At 68.7% G+C, this 16,140-nt stretch carries 17 protein-coding genes; all 17 read right to left on the minus strand.

Going from position 1 to position 16,140, the window contains the following annotated elements; all coding sequences use genetic code 11:
- Window positions 1-17: 17 nt before the first annotated feature.
- On the minus strand, window positions 18-2,126 hold the full coding sequence (locus ACZ5C2_RS05385; protein WP_468786816.1) for a right-handed parallel beta-helix repeat-containing protein: 2,109 nt from the start codon (window positions 2,124-2,126) through the stop codon (window positions 18-20).
- Window positions 2,126-2,737 (minus strand): hypothetical protein, encoded by a 612-nt coding sequence (locus ACZ5C2_RS05390; protein ID WP_468786818.1) that lies wholly within the window; start codon window positions 2,735-2,737, stop codon window positions 2,126-2,128. Before ACZ5C2_RS05390 ends, ACZ5C2_RS05385 begins: the two co-directional genes overlap by 1 nt.
- 10 nt (window positions 2,738-2,747) lie before the next feature.
- Window positions 2,748-3,683: a hypothetical protein gene (locus tag ACZ5C2_RS05395; protein ID WP_468786820.1), complete on the minus strand. Its 936-nt coding sequence runs from the start codon at window positions 3,681-3,683 to the stop codon at window positions 2,748-2,750.
- A complete protein-coding gene (locus ACZ5C2_RS05400) occupies window positions 3,683-4,840 on the minus strand; it encodes a phage tail protein (protein WP_468786822.1) in 1,158 nt (385 codons plus the stop codon). Before ACZ5C2_RS05400 ends, ACZ5C2_RS05395 begins: the two co-directional genes overlap by 1 nt.
- On the minus strand, window positions 4,837-5,718 hold the full coding sequence (locus ACZ5C2_RS05405) for a hypothetical protein (RefSeq protein ID WP_468786824.1): 882 nt from the start codon (window positions 5,716-5,718) through the stop codon (window positions 4,837-4,839). The genes ACZ5C2_RS05400 and ACZ5C2_RS05405 overlap by 4 nt, the downstream gene beginning before the upstream one ends.
- A gap of 14 nt (window positions 5,719-5,732) precedes the next feature.
- Entirely contained in the window at window positions 5,733-9,170 is a 3,438-nt protein-coding gene (locus tag ACZ5C2_RS05410; RefSeq protein ID WP_468786826.1) for a phage tail tape measure protein, read from the minus strand.
- 443 nt (window positions 9,171-9,613) lie between these two features.
- On the minus strand, window positions 9,614-9,964 hold the full coding sequence (locus ACZ5C2_RS05415) for a hypothetical protein (protein WP_468786828.1): 351 nt from the start codon (window positions 9,962-9,964) through the stop codon (window positions 9,614-9,616).
- On the minus strand, window positions 9,961-10,311 hold the full coding sequence (locus ACZ5C2_RS05420) for a hypothetical protein (protein WP_468786830.1): 351 nt from the start codon (window positions 10,309-10,311) through the stop codon (window positions 9,961-9,963). Before ACZ5C2_RS05420 ends, ACZ5C2_RS05415 begins: the two co-directional genes overlap by 4 nt.
- A gap of 70 nt (window positions 10,312-10,381) precedes the next feature.
- Window positions 10,382-11,152 carry an Ig-like domain-containing protein gene (locus tag ACZ5C2_RS05425; RefSeq protein ID WP_468786831.1) on the minus strand — a complete coding sequence of 257 codons (771 nt, stop codon included), beginning with the start codon at window positions 11,150-11,152 and terminating at the stop codon, window positions 10,382-10,384.
- A 54-nt stretch (window positions 11,153-11,206) separates the two neighbouring features.
- Window positions 11,207-11,641: a hypothetical protein gene (locus ACZ5C2_RS05430; protein ID WP_468786833.1), complete on the minus strand. Its 435-nt coding sequence runs from the start codon at window positions 11,639-11,641 to the stop codon at window positions 11,207-11,209.
- Window positions 11,629-11,910, minus strand: a complete 282-nt coding sequence (locus tag ACZ5C2_RS05435) for a hypothetical protein (protein WP_468786835.1) — start codon at window positions 11,908-11,910, stop codon at window positions 11,629-11,631. The genes ACZ5C2_RS05430 and ACZ5C2_RS05435 overlap by 13 nt, the downstream gene beginning before the upstream one ends.
- A 9-nt stretch (window positions 11,911-11,919) precedes the next feature.
- Window positions 11,920-12,258 carry a hypothetical protein gene (locus ACZ5C2_RS05440; protein WP_468786837.1) on the minus strand — a complete coding sequence of 113 codons (339 nt, stop codon included), beginning with the start codon at window positions 12,256-12,258 and terminating at the stop codon, window positions 11,920-11,922.
- Entirely contained in the window at window positions 12,258-12,803 is a 546-nt protein-coding gene (locus ACZ5C2_RS05445; RefSeq protein WP_468786839.1) for a mobile element protein, read from the minus strand. The genes ACZ5C2_RS05440 and ACZ5C2_RS05445 overlap by 1 nt, the downstream gene beginning before the upstream one ends.
- Window positions 12,796-13,017 carry a hypothetical protein gene (locus tag ACZ5C2_RS05450; protein ID WP_468786841.1) on the minus strand — a complete coding sequence of 74 codons (222 nt, stop codon included), beginning with the start codon at window positions 13,015-13,017 and terminating at the stop codon, window positions 12,796-12,798. Before ACZ5C2_RS05450 ends, ACZ5C2_RS05445 begins: the two co-directional genes overlap by 8 nt.
- Before the next feature lie 116 nt (window positions 13,018-13,133).
- Window positions 13,134-14,474: a phage major capsid protein gene (locus ACZ5C2_RS05455; protein WP_468786843.1), complete on the minus strand. Its 1,341-nt coding sequence runs from the start codon at window positions 14,472-14,474 to the stop codon at window positions 13,134-13,136.
- A gap of 7 nt (window positions 14,475-14,481) precedes the next feature.
- Window positions 14,482-15,408: an HK97 family phage prohead protease gene (locus ACZ5C2_RS05460; RefSeq protein ID WP_468786845.1), complete on the minus strand. Its 927-nt coding sequence runs from the start codon at window positions 15,406-15,408 to the stop codon at window positions 14,482-14,484.
- A 16-nt stretch (window positions 15,409-15,424) separates the two neighbouring features.
- Complete coding sequence (locus ACZ5C2_RS05465) at window positions 15,425-16,072, minus strand: HNH endonuclease signature motif containing protein (protein WP_468786847.1); 648 nt, start codon at window positions 16,070-16,072, stop codon at window positions 15,425-15,427.
- Window positions 16,073-16,140 lie beyond the last annotated feature (68 nt).

A 16,140-nucleotide genomic window follows, 5' to 3' on the forward strand; every position in this document is an offset into this window, starting at 1 on the left:
GACTGGATTGGTGCGGGCTATGCGCCCGTGTCGTAGGGGCTGAGGTTCGGGGTGGAGGAGTCGACCACGTCGGTGGGGTTGCCCTGCCCGATCCAGTCGTTGCCCCACCTGCGCACGAGGGTGTTCCCGGCCGTGATGGACAGGGCGTTGATGGCCTCGTTGCCCGAGCCGTGCTTGAGGTACGTGTTGCCGGTGATCGTCGTCTTCACCGAGGACGTGGTGACCCGGATGCCGTAGCCGCTGCTATCGCGGCCGGCGCCGCGGATGAAGTTGTCATTGATCTTCGTGTTGATGCCGCCGACGATGTGGATGCCGTTCACTCCGAGAGTGCGCAGCAGGTTGTCGGCGATCAGCACGTTCGTGCCGGTGTTCGCGGAGATCCCGGACAGGGTGATGTCGTTGATCTCGTTGCCGGTGATGACCGTGTCTTCGACGGTGGACTGTGAGACCGCTGTGCCGGTCACGCCCTCGATCGCATTGCCGGTGACGGAGGCGCGCTGGGCGTGCTCGAGCCGGATGCCGCTCTTGCCGTTGCTTACGCCCTCGATCACGTTTCCGCTGATCGTGGTGTTGCGGCACTTCCCGGTCGCCTCACCCTGGACGTAGATCGCGCCTTCCTCGTTCGCGCCGGTGATGTCACGGAAGGTGTTGCCGGTGATGACGAGCCCGGACTGTGCCTGTGATGCGCTGGTCTGCACGCCGCCCGTGTCGACCGTGTCGGCGGTCCGTGCCGTGTCGACCGTCCTCGACTGCACGCCGGTCGCGCACGCTATGAAGGTGCAGCCCGACACGACGGTGTCTTCCCAGGCGTAGGTGCGCACGCCCTCGCGCAGCAGCCCTTCGAAGGTGCAGCCGGTCACCTTGATGCGCTTGTGCCAGCGGCCGATGATCGAGCTGTGGGAGCCGACGCCGCGCGGCCAGGCAGTGGTGCCCGTCGTGCCCGAGGCGCCGATGTAGCAGTCGCGGACGACGACGTCCTCCACCGGGATGAAGTCATACGGCCCGAAGCCGCCGAAATACCCGCTGCCGGCGGCGAGGTCGAACTGGATGGCCTCGCTCGTCGAGCGGCCGCCCGGGTCGACGAACCCGCGGAATGAGCAGCCCTCGATCAGGAGGTTCTTCACCGCGTTGCCCTCGATGGCGTGATAGCCGGGCACGTCCCGCACGTCGACGTTCCGCACGATGATGTCGCGGGCGTGGCCGAGGCTGATGCACATGGCCGATGCGGTCAGCCCGCTGGCAGTGGCCTGCATCTCCCACCGGCCGCCCTCGATGAGGATGTTGCCGTGGCCGGTGTAGCCGCCGAACTCCTGAGCGGCGTCGCCGTTGAGCAGCATCGTTCCTGCGACCGCGCGCACGAATACGGCACCGGGCAGGAGCGTCAGCCGCGTGTTCTTGTAGATCCGCAGAGGCAGTGTGGCAAGCCGATAGACGCCCGGGGGGACGATCACCCAGCCGCCACCCGCGGTGCGTGCCGCGTTCAGTGCCAGCTGGATTGCGGGGGCGTCGTTGGTGGTGCCGTCGCCCTTCGCCCCGTGGTCCTGCGGTGTGTAGGCACGGATCGAGGATCCGCCCTGCCCGGTCACGACGAGGTTCCCGGTCAGGGTCAGGGTGTTCGCGTCGGTGCGGGCCAGGGAGACATCGCGTGGGGCGGTGCCGGGCCCCCACGACATCGTGCCGTCGGCGGTCCTGCGGTACCGGTCGTGGAGGTCTCCGGTGACGCTGCTGGCCTCGTCGACAGCGGACGCGGCCGTCGCCTCATGCTGGAGGGTGCCGGTCATGGTGCCGCCGCTGCGGGGAAGTGCGTCCTGGGCGAGCTCACTCGCCTGGGAAGCCAGCTCGCGGGCGGCCTCGTACCAGCGCACCACTCCGTTGGGGCCGTTGTACTCGTACTCGATGGCGGGCACGTCCTGCGCCTTGAAGACGCGGATGGCGCCGGGGGTGTCGCTGGAGGTGGGGTTGCTGCGCAGTTGCGCGATCGGTGTGGCGCCGTCCTCCTCGAACAGGGCGGTCACCAGGGCGCCGGTTCCGGCGACGCGGACTGTGACTGGGTAGTCGGGTACGACGTCGCCGGTCATGGTGGTCAGTACCGAGGACGGGTTACCGCCGAATGTGTACAGGGCCATTAGGCGGGGCCGTCCTTCCAGTAGCTGCCGGACAGGTCGAACCAGGGCGAACCGCCGGGCGCCTGATACCAGACGATGACCTGTCCCGGTGTCGCGTCGGTGGTGCCGCTGATCTCGATCCGGACGGCGGCGTCAGTGGTGTCGCCGGCCACCGACGCGACGCCGATGTAGCGGCGGCGTCGGCTGGGAATGCAGTCGCTGGGCACAGTGGCGATGACCAGTCCGTCGCCGGTGAAGTTGGTGCCGTCGGTCTTGTCGAGGGTGCCGATCAGGTATACGCATTCGCCGATGAGGCGGATGCTCGGCGGGGTGTCACCCGACACTCCGATGCCGGAGGCGAGTGCGATGGGCCGCCATGCGGGCAGCGGCTCCCACAGGGTGACCCACGTGTTGGAGCTCGAGGACGTCTTCTTCCAGAAGGTGCCGTCGGCGGCACCGACGACGGTGTGCAGGGGTGCGTTGGCGTAGGTGGCGTCGCGTTCGGCTTTGTCCGCCACATGCTGCACCAGGTGCGGGTCGATGGCCTGGGCGAGAGCGGCGAGGTCGCCGGGGGTGGTGGGTGCGTCGCCGCCGCCGGGGACGGGCAGTTTGGCATAGCCGATGTCAGCCACGGGGCTCCTTTCAGGAGAACGTGATCGTGATCCGCCCGTCCGACACGGCCATGTAGTCGCCGCGGCCGGAGGCGTAGATGGCGAGGCCGCGGGCGGATCCGGAGGCGAGAGCGGTGCGCCAGGAGGTGGGGAGGGTCGCGGTGCCCTTGGCGCCGACGGACAGCCGCAGCAGATCCTCCGGTCCGTCGCCGAGACTGAGCTGTCCCGAGGGGGGTGACGTGTAGTCGTGCAGGTACAGGTGAAGCGGCCGTTTGCTATTGACGCCGGATCCGCTGCGGCGCGTGAACGCGACGGTCATCTTCGCCACCGTCCGCCCAGCACACGCATCCGCGATCTTCGTGCCGTAGAACCAGCCGCCCCTGCGGTTGCCGCCGCCGGTCCAGTCGCCCTGCATCGGATAGTCGACGTAGTCGTCCGGGCGGCCGTTGCGCCACGAACCCGACGAGTTCGGGGAGATGGTGACTGGCTTGGGCGAAGGGGCAGACGGCGCGTCCGGCGACGGATCGGTGACGCTGGCCACCTGGAAATACTGCTCGATCCGGTCGTCGACCCTGCGGACGTAGGTAGTGGTGACCTGCATCCATCCGCTGCCCGATGGAACGCCGGTGCCGTAGGTCGCCGCCCGCACCACCTGCACGTCCTGCGCCGCCTGTTCCGCGGCGGTCTGCAGTGAGTCGGATCCGCTGGTGGCCGGGTCGTCACCGAGCCGCCACAGCACAACCGGCACCGACGACATGCGCACCGCGACCCAGTCGCCGGCCTTGCGGTCCCGGTAGGAGTCGGGGCAGGCGACCTCGAGGAGCAGCGAGCCGTCCCCTAGCTGGAGGTTGACGCGGCCGGACTCGGTGACGTCGGCGACCTCCATGGAGGCGACGTCGCCGCCTTCCCCTGCCGCACTGACGACCTGGGCGAGCTGGGCGGCTTCTCCGTCCCATGCGGTCGCCATCACAGCCTCCTCGAGGTCGTGCGGGTCTTGCAGGACATGGAGGCCGCGCCGAGCGTGTAGGACAGCGAGTCGAGGATGTGCCGCTGCCACGCCCCTTCCTCGACCTCGACGGAGACGACGTCCCCGGGTTCCAGGGCCGGGTTGCAGACGCTGGTCAGAGCCAGGCTGGCCTGCACGCCGAGGGAGTCGGCGAGTTTCGCCATGGCGACCTGGGCGGCCTGCCCGGCGCTGGTGATGACCGACGACGAGTAGCGCTGCACGCGGACCCGCACACCGTTCAGGCCCAGGCGCTGCGGAGCGAGGGGATCGCCCACAGGGTCGGGTCCCGCGTAGGTGAGCGAGTTGGGGTCGTCGTCCCAGGCGAACGCCGGCCCGGCGGCTGGGCTGCCGTCGCCGCCGTCACCCGTGACGGCCCACACGTTGGCCAGCCCGTCACGGGTGGTCTCCGTCTGCGGTTTCACCAGGGCGCCACCAATGCCTCGCCCGACGGACCACACCACGGGATCGCTCAGCGTCGGTACAGGGCCGATGGTGATGACGCCGCGGGCATCCGCCCAGATTTCCCCCGCGAGTGCGGTGGCGATACCGGTGGATGATCCGGTGGAATCAGTGCCGGAGGAGAGGACAGCCCAACGGTCCTCGGAGGCGACGATCCGCGGGATGACCGTGTCCGGGTCGACACCGGACCGCCAGGAGACCGGTACTCCGGGCAGCGCCTCGGATACGAGTTGCTCCACCAGCACGCGTGCCGTGCCCGGCCCGACTGTGCGGGCCACCGGGAAGGCCGCCTCGCGCAGGTCGTCCTCGAGGCCGTTGAGTTCGACGCTGACGCCGTGCAGGGTTGCGGTGGTGCGGCTCACCGCGTAGCGGCCCGCAGGGAACCAGACGGGGTCCCGGCGCAGCAGTTGTATGCCCTGCCACAAGCGGACATTGGTCGTGATGGCGTTGATGCCGCCGCGGCCTTCACCGACGTCGGCCAGCTGAGCCTGTGCGCTGTAGCGGGTTTCCGAGGAGCGGTCCGCGGTGACGGTCGCCGACCCTGCGACGAGACGGCACGGCGTCCACGTGGTGCCGCCGTCGTTGGACCACTCCGCGTAGTAGGGGCGGCCGACTGCCTGGCCCAGCGCGGCCAGCACCTCGGGCGCGATCGGCATCATCCCAGGCGGCCGTTCGTCGCGAGCTGCAGGTAGGAGGAGAACGTCGCGGCGACAGCGTCGTAGCTGCCGTAGCTCGCGGCGAGCGTGTCGTAAGACCAGCCCGGGATCCGCAGCGGCTGCCCGGTCGTGTCGGGACGCTGCACCTGCTGCACAGCCGCAGAGAACGTGCGAGCCCCATCCGGGCCGGCGTCCACGGCCTCGGCGGGACTGGCGAACAGAACGAACTGGTCCGGGCGCCGGTTGGCGGTGCGGGTCTGGATCAGCCGCACGCCCGGTGTCGTCAGCAGAGTCCGCAGGGTCTCGATCTGGTCGCCCTCGGCATCCACGGTGATAGCGGATCCCGCGGACGCGTACACGTCCTGGCTGGTGGCCTGGTAGGGCGATCCGGCAATGTCTGCGCTGTCGATCCGGGACGCCCACTGCAGCTCGGGCCAGGACACGACGGTGACCCGCGCGGACAGGCCGGGCTCATCGAGGGACTTGATCCACACGTCGGCAGTCGGCGTCGGCTCCGGGACGGTGACCGCGAGCGACGAGGACGGGCCCTCGCTGCCGTCGGCGTAGACGGGGGTGGCGGTGTAGACGACGGCGACGCCGAGCGGCGCCTCATGGTCGTAGGCCGCCCCGACTCCCTCGATGGCCCATGCCGCGTCCGCCGACCGGACAGGGACCGGCGTCGCGGCGCCAGGGTCCTGCCGGACGATCCGCACCTTCCTGACGTCGGCAACGTCGGCCAGGGCGGGCGGGGTGTCGGCGTTGTAGCCGAGCAGCACGCCCGCCCACGGGGCATCGACCACAGCAGACAGCCATCCGTCCGGGCTGGTCACCACCGTGGGCGGAGTGACGTGCGGCGCGGACGGGTCCACGATCATCGGCATCCTGGTGCCTCTCCTTACCCCTGCTTGAATCCGGTGCGGATACTGCGGCGTACCGCACCGAACCCGGCGGCCACTCGCCCGTCGGCGCGGGTGTCGACGTAGGCGGAGAACTCCTGGCCGTCGACCACCAGCCGAAGCCGGTCGCCTGGCTGCAGGCCGATGCCGGACGGTGCGGCCGTGGTTTCCCGGGCGACAGCAGGCTGAGCGGCCAACTGCGCCGCGGCAGCAGCCATCCGCACGAACGCCGTCGACTGCGATGGTGTGAGAACAGCCTCCGGCTCACCGAGATGGTTGACGCCGGTCTGCCCCGGCTTCAGCCAGCCGCCGGAGTCGTACTTGAGTCCGTACCAGTCGGTGAACAGCGACGACTTGTAGCCGCGGGCACGCTTGCCCACCACAACACCGTCCCCGCCCCTGGACTCAACGTTGACGCCGTTCAGCGTGCCTGCGGTGTGGCCGACGCCCGCGTTGGTGATGCCGACCGTGAACGGCGACTTCCTGTTCCTGGCCCAGCCCGAAGGGGCCTGCGCGCCGGAGAACGCCATCGTCGCCCACCTGCGGGAGTAGGGCCGCATGCCACGGATCACGTTCTCGATGGCGCTCATGAAGCCGGAGCAGTCGTAGCCCGTCGGGCCGACGCCGCCCCAGATGTACGGCTTCCCGGACTGGGCCCGTGCGAAGGACAACGCGCTCTTGAAGCTGCCTCCCCCGATGCCGAGAGCCTCCATCTTCTTGTCGGCCTCGCCGGAGAACGACACGATCGCCTTGATCATCCGCTTCGGGACGCCTGAGATCATGTCCCGGTACACGGAGGCCGATCCTGCGATCTTGTCGATCAGCGGCTTCACGATCCGGTTCATGCCCGCCACCGCACTGGCCTTGATGCCGTCCTTCAGCCAGTCGAAACCGCCCTTGACCAGGTCGACGCCCTTACTCGCGGCGCCCTTCACCCAGCCGAAGATGCCGCCGTCCGCGAAGGCCGGCATGCCGCCGCTGACCATGCGGCGGATCGCGCTCACCCCGCCCGAGCGAGCGGCGGCGTTCATCGTGTGGACGTAGCCGGGACCGACCGCCCGGGTCCACTCCGGGCGCATGACGGCCTCGCCGCCGGACAGGGCAGCCATGTGCACATCGCGGCCCGGGGTGTAGCCGGGCAGCACGCCACCAGTGGCGAACCCCTTGATTTTGCTGAGGGTGGGGGCGCCGAACTTGGAGGCGACGGCGTTCCATACCTTGACGATGCCGCCGTTGTAGACGGTGTCGATGATGAACGCGACGGGCGTCTTCGCGATGCCCTTGACCTTGTCCCACGCCTTCTTGATGCCGTCCTTGGCGACCACGAAGGCGTCGGCGACCTTCCCCGTCGCGGCCTTCAGCTTGTCGAAGACGGGCTTGATGCCAACCGAGTACACCGTGGAGATGGTCGACTTGATGCCGTTGAACGCAGGCTTCACGCCGTTGTCGTACAGCCACTTGAACCAGCCGCCCACGGTCTTCAGGCCGGCCGTGAAGTAGCCGAAGATGACCTTCACGCCCGACCACAGCAGCCCGGCACCCTGCCGGATCCACCCGAATACGGGCTTGGCGGCGTTGTTCCACAGCCACGTGAAGACAGCACCCAGGGCACGCAGTCCCGCCTTGAAGTATCCGAAGATCAGTTGCACTCCAGCCCAGAGCAGCTGCGCCCCGGCGGATATCCACCCGAACACCGGCTTGATGGCAGTCGCCCACAGCCAGGAGAACACCGCACCCAGCAGCTTCACCGCGAGATAGATCGGGCCGAACACGACGATCGTGAGGACCGTCAGAAGAATGCGCGCCGCCGTGTTGATGAACCCGAACACCGGCTGGATGACGGTCGTCCACAGCCACTGGAACGCTGCACCGACAGCAGACAAGGCCGTCTTGATGCCCTCGAACGCAGGCTTGAGGACGTTGTTCCACACGTACAGGGCCGCCGTCTTGATGCCCTCCCAAGCGCCCGTCACGATCTGCCGGAACGTCTCCGACTTCTTCCACGCCACGAACAGAGCCGCACCCAGCGCCACCAGCGCGATCACGATGAGCGTGATCGGGTTCAGCGCCATCACCGAGTTGAGCAGGGCCTGTGCGGCGGCGAACCCCTGCGTCACAGCCGTGCCGGCCAGGATCGCACCCCGGTAGACGGCGAAGACCGCCGTGACCAGACCGGTGGCGATAGCCTGAGCGTTCAGGGCGATGGTCAGTCCGCCGACGAGGAGAGCAGCAGGGATCAGCCAGGCCCCCCACTTCTGGAACCAGCGGCCCGTCGCCGCCGCCGCGTCACCCACCCACTTCACGGCATCGTTCAGGCCGCGCAGGGCAGGCAGGACAACCGACGTCACGACCGAGCCGACGACGCTCATCAGCTGCCGTTGCAGCACCTTCAGTTCGGTCGCCGTGTTGCTGCGGATCGTGTCCCCGACACGCTTTGCCGCACCGCCGACCTTGCCCAGCCCGTCGGCAGCAGCCGACGGGTCCATCGCGAACAGAGCCGATCCCAAATCCTCGGCCTGCGTCCCGAACAGGGCGACCGCGGCCTGGCTCTGCTTGACCGGGTCTTTGATCCCGCGCAGTTTGTCGAGGGTCAGGTCGAGGACGCCGTTAGCGGTGGAGCCGCCCTTGGCGAACTTCCCCGCCATGTCGTCCGCGTTGAGGCCCAGCATCTTGAAGCCGTCGGCGGATGTCTTCGAGCCGTCCACCGCGCGGATGGAGAACTCCTTGATGGCGTCAGCCGCGAGGTCGGAGTCCCGGGCACCGGCGGCGATGGCCTGGTTGAGCAGGCCGATCGCGGTCTGTCCGTCCAGGCCGGCCTTCTGGAACTGGACGCCGTATTCGTTGATCGTGTCGAGGAAGTCGCCGGCCTTGTCCGCCGACCCCTGGAAGCCGACTGTGAGCAGGTCAAGCGCCTGTGTCCCGTCCTTGGCGAGTCCTGTGCGGATCATCTGCGCGGCGGCGTTCGCCGTCCCGGTCAGATCCTGGTCGAAGGTCGACGCCAGGTCGGCGACCTTCGTGGTGATGCCCTCGATGGCCTTGGTGGTGGCGCCCTCAGGGATCAGGCCGGAGGACATGACGGCGCGCACCGTGGCGGCCCCGTCCTCGAACGAGTCGACCACTGCGCGGGAGTACAGGTCACCGGCGACCTTCCCGGCCTGCTTGGCGCCCTTCCCGGACAGGCCGAGCTGCGCGGACAGCCGGTCGCCGATCCTCTCCTTCTCCACCGCTGAAACCGTCGCCGCCGCCAGGATCGCCCCCGCGGCAGCACCGGCCACAGCCAGGCCGGCCTTCCACTTGTCCGCGAACCGCGAGCCGGACTCCTGGCCCGCCGCCCCGCCCGCGTCCCCTGCCGGACCGGTCAACTGGCGGCGGATCTCGTCCGAGATACCCCGGACACTGGGGATGATCTGAATCGTCGCATATCCGACGGAAGGCATGAGCACCTCCCGTCAGGTGATCTCTCCAGCGGCCAGGGCCCGTTTCCGTTCAGCTGCGCGCCGCAGGGCCCGCTGCCGTGCTTCCTGCCGCTCCGGGCTCGACCGGTCCGCGCGCTTGGCTTTGCCGCCCACCCCGGGGCGGGGGAACGGCTTCGGTGGCGGCTTCTGCTTGCCCTTGGGGGTGCCCTCGTTGCCGCGCTGCCAGTTCGCTGTCCGCAGCTCGTCGATGACGACCGCGGTGAGGTGCTCCTGCAGGCCCCAGATGCTGTCCTCGTCGCCGAGCGCGACCCGGGTGCGGGCGTCGTGCGGGAGCTGCCGGATGTACCCGCCGAGCTCGCGCCATGTCAGCAGTCGCCGGCCCTGCCCGTCCCGGCGGAACAGGTCCGACAGGCGGATGCCGTAGTGCTCGCGCAGATCTGCCTGGACAGCCTCGCCGTGCTCCCTCAGGAGTCGGACGAGGCCTCGGATTCCCCCTCGCCCACACCACAGTGCTTGCGGTAGGCGTCGAACAGGGCCTTCAGCTTGTACTGCGGAAGCCTGACCTTGCGGAACTCGATCCAGTCCTCCTCGCTGAGCGCCGCCTTGAAGATGCCGATCGTGGCACTGACCTCGCCGCCCTCAGCAGCCTCCATCAGCCCCCACACATCGAGCGCCTCCATATGCGCAAACTCGAAGCGGCGACCCGCCCAGTGGACGCGCCACGGAGTGAGTTCCACTTCGGCCTGCACGGCGTCCAGGTTGAAGTCGAACGGCTGGCTGTCGGCGCGCTTGTTCGTCGCGGTTCGGGTGGTCATCGCGGTTCCTCTCGCGGTTCAGGCTTGATGATCTGGACGGCTGCGGCCATGAGGGTGAAGCGCACGGTGCTGATGCCGTCAGGGTTGAGGCCGATCTCCATCGGCGCTTGAGCGACCAGCCACGGGAACGGCTCGCCGTCGACGAGGATCACGCCGCCCGGCTGGACGACGACCTCCCGTGCCATCTGCGGCTGTGCCGCCGGCCTGGTCGCGTCCGTTGTCTGCTCCTGCAGCAGTGCGGCCACGACCTTGCCTCGCAGATGCCGGGGCAGGTCGTCGCCGTCCTCGATGAGGCCGAGCTGTACAGCCTTCGCGGCGATGTCGGCGTCCGAGTACTTGATGTTCATCGCGGTTCCTTCCAGTCGAACACCGGGGCGCGGCCGAACCGCGACGAAGGGCCACGCCCCGGTGGCATGGTCAGACCGTGACGGTCACCGCGCAGGTATCCGTCTGGCCCTGGTAGGTGGCTGTCACCGTGGCCGACCCCGGTGCCACGCCGGTGACGAACCCGTTGGACACAGTTGCGGTGGCCGGGTCGGACGACACCCACGATGCTTCCCCGGTGACGTCCGCCGTGGTGGCGTCGTCGTAGGTGGCGGTCGCGGTGAGCGCACCGATCGCCCCATCGGCGACGGACAGAGTGGCCGGATCCACCGACAGGCTGGACAGCACCGGCGTTGCCTGCCGGTTGAACAGCACACCGCCACCGGTCGGGTAGATGGTGGCGGCGAACGTCATCGACTCGAGGTCGGCCTCGTTCTCGCCGTGGTCCCCGTCCAGGGAGACCTCGGCGTAGTTCGCGGAGATCAGACGGCGGACCTTGTCGCCCTCGCGGGTCTCGAACGCGACCAGAACCTTCGCCGGACGCGGAACGACGATCTGGGTGGCGGACGAGCCCGGCCACAGCAGGCCGTAGGTGGTCTCGTTGTCCTCCAGCGCGGTGAACGACTTGGTCAGCTTGAAGTGGTTGCGGCTGGTGCGGACGAGGATGCCGCCCCAGGCGAACTTGTCGTCGGTGTCCTCGTCGCGGGACTCGGGGAAGCCCTCGTCGCCGTCCAGGAGGCCGACGAGGTCCCAGTCCGGCCCGAACGGAGTGCTCGCGTCGGCGGGCAGGGTCGCGGACAGATTGGTGGAGATGTAGACGTCCGCGTCCGTCCACAGATTTGCCTTCAGCGGGTCGCCGGCCACGGCGTCCTCCTCATCTCAAGTACAGGGGTAGTCGTCGCGGTTCGGCCCAGCAGGTCACGCCGTAAGAGGCTGGGGTTTCACGTTGGCAATCGCCGTGAACGTCGCCAGATCGACGCCGGAGTCGTCATCTGTCGCAGGTAGCGGGCCCGTGCCGGGACGGAAGCCGCGAATGATCGGACCGGAGTGCACCAGCCACAGCCCCTGGCAGAGCATCGCCAGATCGTGCGCCTGGTCCGCGTCCTGATGCCACACGGTGCAGCGCAGCGTGCACCGGGCGTTCGCCATGCTCGGATGCGGCAGGTCGGAGTCCTTGCGGACCAGCACGAACGGCAGCCCTGAATCCTCCGGGGAGCGGATCGTGGGCACCCGGGTTCCGACCGTGACATCGGCTGCGAACGGCTCCGGCCGCCCGGCCAGAGCCGTTCGCAGCACTCCAGCACCCGCGGCCTGAACGTCCCCGAAGACGACCAGCGGCTTCACCGCTGCCACGCCCTCACCTCGAGGCCGGACGAGCCGGCCGCGCGAGTGAGGATGCCGTCCCGGGCCTGCCAGGCCATCGCCCGGGCGTCCGCGACGACAATCGTGGCCGCTCCTCGGTCCGTGGTGTACCCGCGCACCTCGACCGGCGTACCGGACGGCACCAAGGCGCGAACGTTCCCGGCGACCTCGTCGGCCAGACCGTCGATCAGTTCCCGGACGTCCGGGCCGCGCAGAATCTCCCGCACGCCCGCCGTGTCCAGCTCGAAGCGTTCCAGCATCCCCGCCTCCTATCCGGTGGCGCGGACCATCACGAACTCGATGTGATGCACCGCGTCCGAGAACAGGCGCGGCCACACAGCGACTTCACCGTCCACCTCGAAGGTCTGACCGGCCCACTCGATCCGGTCCGTCGCCCTGATGTCCGGCGCCGTGCCCTCACTGGACTGCACCCGGTAGCCGGTGATCGCCGCGGTGCGCTGCTCGTCGACATTCTCCGACTGGCTGGTCGGCTGGACATTCAGACCGGTCACGGTGAGCCGGTCAGGATTCGACCAGTCCGGGACGGTGTTGCCCCCCCGGTCGGTCTTCGTTCCGGCCCGGACCCGGACCGCACTCTGGTGGAACATCACGGCCGGTCACCCCTGTTGAGGCGGTAGCGCTCGACAGCAGCAGTCCACTGAGCGGTCACACCGATCGCCGTCTGCGTGCCGAACGCCACCGACTGCGCCCCCACCGTCATCGACGCCACCCCGGGCTCGATCCGGAACAGGGCACGCGCCTGGTCGATGACCACCTCGGCAACGTCCTCCGGCACCGGAATGAAACCGTGGTCGTAGACGACCCCGATGCAGCGCAGCCGGTCCGGCCAGAGTCCGCCCAGGCGGCGCAGGAACCCGTCCGCCGACCACTCGAAGTCTGTGCCGTCCACCAGCAGGCTGCCGTCGAGCGTCAGCGAGCTGACTGCCGTCACCGGCGCCGTCGGCAGCAGCACCGACTCCCGCCCGTTGCCGTCCAGCACGATGGTGTCCGCTGCGACCGCGGACACCGGATGCCGTACCGCACCGCGGAACCGCCTTGAGGCGGCATTCAGCGCCCACAGCAGCTTCGGGTCGTCCGCCGGCACATCGAGGGACACGGCGAGCTCTGCCGGGTCGGCCAGAGGCTCAGCCATCGCCCTTGTCGGACGCGGTGCGGGCCTTGTTGCGGGTCGCCGGGCGGGACTTCACCGCGGTCTCCTCGGCGGGCGCCTCACCGGCCGGCTCCTGCTGCTCGCCGGAGCCGCCCTCGAGGACGCCGTAGCGTTCGGCGTCGGCATCGTTCAGCTTCATCGTGGTCTTCCTGCCACCCGGCAGCGTGACCTCGTACTCCTTCAGCGGCTCGCCCACAGCGGCCACCTCCATTCGCTGGTCGAAGGGCACGGAGGCCGAGGGCGGGCCGCATGCGGCATGCTCGCCGCCGCACACCGGGCACCGCCCTCGCACACTCCGTGAGTTGATCAGGGTCACGCCGAGGTCAGGTCGATCTCGACGAACGCGCTGGGCTGGATGACACCGAACGCGGCACGCATCTCCGCGAGGATCGCCACCAGGTTCCGCACGAAGAAGTCCGCGTGCGAGTCAGTGACGGTGATGGACGCCTGCTCGCGGTCCCACAGCATCGCCTTGCGGAAGTCGCCCACGTAGCCGGTGCCCGCCGGGACCGCCTCGGTCTGGATGACCGGCAGGCCCCACAGGGCCGTCGCCGTGCCGGCCGAGCCCGGGCCGCCGAAGTAGAAGTCGGCGTTGCCGTTCACGGACAGGTCGATCGACTCGACGTCCGAGGGGTGCAGCAGGTAGGCGTTCGGGTTGCTCCGCCCGACCGTGAAGACCTTCGTCTTGGCCTTGCGCAGGGTGCGCAGGCGCTGCATGTCCTCGCCAGTGCCGGTCGCGTCCCACGCCTGCGTCTGGACGCCGGACACGTTGGCCAGGCCCTCGAAGTTCTCGCCGGTGCCGTCACCGGCGATCATCTGGTCCTCGAGCTCCTCCTCCAGGCCGTAGCGGAGGAAGGAGTCGATGAGGGTGCGGATCTGCGCCGCATCCGACAGTGCCCGCTTGGTGATCGGGATCCAGTGCGCGATCGTCCGCACCGGGGTGGTCACCTTCGCGACGGCCAGCCCCGACTCGGGCTTGTAGCCGCCACCCGCCACCGTCTCCAGCGCGCCGGTCGTGGTGTTCGCCGACGGTCCAGCCGACGAGGTGGCCTCCGCCACCGGGGCGGCGTTGTTCGTCGTCGACGTGACGCGCACGTACTCGATCGTGTCGCTGCCCGTGGTGCCGTTCGCGACGACGTCGCGCAGCCGCAGCGGGCGCTGGAACAGGTCCAGCCCGACCTGCAGGCCGCGCATCTCGTTGGTGACGAAAGCACCGCCGGACGTGTCGGAGGCGCCCGTCACCAGGGTCTTGTAGCTGGCGGGCATCGACTGGACGCGCGCCTTGGCCCCGAACCCGCCCCGCGGCGCGGACGCCATCAGCCCGGCGTAGGCGTCCGACTTCACGAACGACTCGCCGAGGCTGCCCGCGTCGGGCGGAACGATCAGGCCGGACGCGGTCCGGCGCTCGCCGGCCTTCTCGTTCAGCTCGACACCGTCGCCGAGGTCAGCCAGCGCCTGCCGCATGGTGGCGGACGCCTTCGCCTTCTCCAGGCCGCCCTTGGCGTCCTTGGCCTTGGCCATGTGCTCGTTGAGGCGCGTGCGCTCCTCGTCGGTGAAGTCCCGGTCCTCGGCCTCGGCCTTCGCCGCGATCTCCCGAGCTTCCTTCAGGTGGTGCGTGAGCTCGTCCAGGAGCTCGTCAGTCTTGACAGGCATGGGGTCCTCATCCCGTGAGCGTGGAGACCTCGGCCTCGAGGGCCTGAAGGTCGGCGAGCTGACGGAGCGAGGCGGGGCTGGGCATGGCGGCACCCTCGTGGGGTACTTCGCGGCTCCCGGGCCTGGCCTTCTCGTCGGCAATCGTTGACTTGAGGGAACTGAGTACTTCTTCGACAACAGACGTGGCGATCCCTCGGACCTCATCTGCTGTGAGCGCGGCGGGCTCGGGACGGACGGACTTGGCGGACGGGGTTGCCCCGCTGGCCTCCGCTGGCCCCGGCTGGCCTGGCTTCTCCGAACTCGTCAGCTCGGAAGACTTCGCTGCGTCGTCACTCGGCGACGCCGTCTTGAGTACCTCTCCGATGGCCTTGTGCGCGTCAGAGAGCATCTCGTAGTTCTTCTGCGACAGGACACGTCCCGCCTTGGCTGCCTCGGCGAGTTGGCGAGCCTTGACGGCGGACAGCTGAGCCTCGCGATTCGCACCGATGATTGTCGGCCCAACCTCGTGGACGGCCAGCTTCCTCAGCTCATAGAACTTCTCGCCGTCAGCCTCGACCGGTGCACCATCGAGCACATCGTATGCAAACGACATGCCGGTGATCCGGCGGCCCTTCAGAAGCTTGTACACCTGAGCTGCGGTGGGGTTCTCGAGGTCCAGCTCTCCGCGGACCCAAAGACCGTCGGGGCGCTCCTCCGCCTTGACGACGTGGCCGATGTGGGCGAAAGGGTCACTATGCTGGTGACTCCACACCACCGGAATGGGCGCGCCGCTCTTCTCCCACTCGGCAAGGTTCTCCGTGAAAGCTCCCGGCATCACCTTGTCGCCGACACCGTCAACGTTTCCGATGACGCTGACCAGAGCCTCGAACTGGCCTTCAGCGAGACCGTCATTCTCGGTGGCCTTGACATGGGCGTCGAACTCTTTGGTCTTCACCCCAGCCCCTCCTCATCTAAGTTAGGTAAGGCCACCTACCGGCCTTTCGGCTGTTGCATGGGGTACAGATGGGGCGCAGATTCGCCAACATGTGCGGACCGCCTGCATGGATCGGCTTGACGTGGTCGACGGCCTGCTGAAGCCCGCCGCAGATCCAGCAGCGACTGCCGAAGTAGGCCACGCGCTGCAGCAGTTGTTGCGCCGTAAACGGCACCGTCGGGGCGGCTGCCTCGCGAGCTCGACGCCTTGACGTGTTCTTCGCACCCAGAGCCCGGTAGTGGTCAGGCTTCTTAGCCTTGGCCGTCCTAACAATGGCCGCGTACTTCTCTGGGTCCGCAGCTACCCGGGCGCGGACCGCTTGCTTGATTCGCTCACGGTTCGCCTCGTAGTAGGCGCGCTTCGCTGCGAGAGCTGCGCTACGGTTCCGCTTCGCCCAGTCGCGCGATCGACGTTTGACCGGCTCCGGGTTCTCTGTGTACTTCCCACGTCGCCGCTCTTCGATCGCTTCCACGTTTGCGTCGCGCCAGCGTTTCGCATTCGCCTTGGCGCACTCCTTGCACCAGGAGGCAAGGCCGTCTTTGCGGCGCTTGTCCTTGTGGAAGTCGGCTCGCGTCTTGCTCTGCCCGCATTTCGGGCATGCCTTGGTGTGGGTAGACTCACCCATGTCGGCACCTCTCACCAGGTGTCGGCCAGGCCCGGGGTGATAGCGCACCGCCGGGCCGCCTTATGTCA

The sequence above is a fragment of the Streptomyces sp. NPDC031365 genome, from assembly GCF_055569765.1.